This is a genomic window from Lujinxingia vulgaris (genome assembly GCF_007997005.1).
Taxonomy (GTDB): Bacteria; Myxococcota_A; Bradymonadia; order Bradymonadales; family Bradymonadaceae; genus Lujinxingia.
Genome location: NZ_VOSL01000030.1, coordinates 1 through 961, shown reverse-complemented (window position 1 = coordinate 961; position 961 = coordinate 1). Strand labels below are relative to the sequence as shown.

At 60.4% G+C, this 961-nt stretch carries 1 pseudogene; it reads left to right on the top strand.

The window, feature by feature from the left end:
- Window positions 1-83: 83 nt before the first annotated feature.
- Window positions 84-961 (top strand): annotated as a pseudogene (locus tag FRC96_RS06660) (hypothetical protein); the annotation flags it as partial.

Genomic DNA, 961 nt, shown 5'->3' with positions numbered 1-961 from the left:
AGTTGCTTTCAGTTAAAGTCTTTTGTAAGATTATGATGGAGTGGAGTTAACTTTAATAGCGGTGGAACCAACTGTTTGAGACGATGCGGTCGATTGAGAGTCGGGGGACGGGGTTGGGCATTGAGCCTGGGGATTTTGCGTATCTTGCGGAAGCGACGTGGGGGAGCTTTTCGGCGGATTCGCTGCTGCGGCGTTTTGAGTATGACCCGCTCTACCGGTTGACGCGTGCGACGGGGCGAGAGCGCAAGGGGGTGGAGCCGATATTCTGGGGGAATCAGGTTCCGGGTGGGACGAGTGTGGAGGAGGCGCGGCCTTATATTGAACACTACAATTATGACAAAACCGGCGGGATGGTGGAGAAGCGGCACGAGTACGCGCTTGATGCGGCGAACGGGGTGGCGCAGTGGAAGCGGACCTATCAAACCGATACTTCCTCCAACCGCCTGGTCGCGATGGGGCTTGGCGGCGAGTCGCGGGGGTATGTGTACGATGGGGGTGGGAATCTGGTGCAGGAAAATAGCGAGCGCCACTATGAGTGGGACCACGCCGGGAAGTTGCGGGCGTTTCGGGTGCAGGCGGCGGGGAGTCCGGCGTCGAGCTACGGAGCGTATGGGTATGATGGGGCGGGGCAGCGTGTGCAAAAAGTCTCGATTCGCGGCGGGGTGGCGCATGCGACGGTGTATGTCGACGGGATCTTTGAGCACCATCAGATCCTCGATGGGACATCGGCGCCGGCGCAGGCCAACGAGCTGCACGTGATGGACGATGCATCAAAGGTGGCGAGTCGGCGTGTGGGGCCGGATATTTTCAACGCGCAGAAGCCGGCGGTGCGCTATGAGTTGGGCGACCACCTGGGCTCGTCGAGCGTGGTGGTCAGCGAGACGGGCGGGCTTATCAGCCGGGAGGAGTATCGGCCTTATGGGGAGTCGTCGTTCGGGTCGTATGCGAAGAAGCGTTTTCG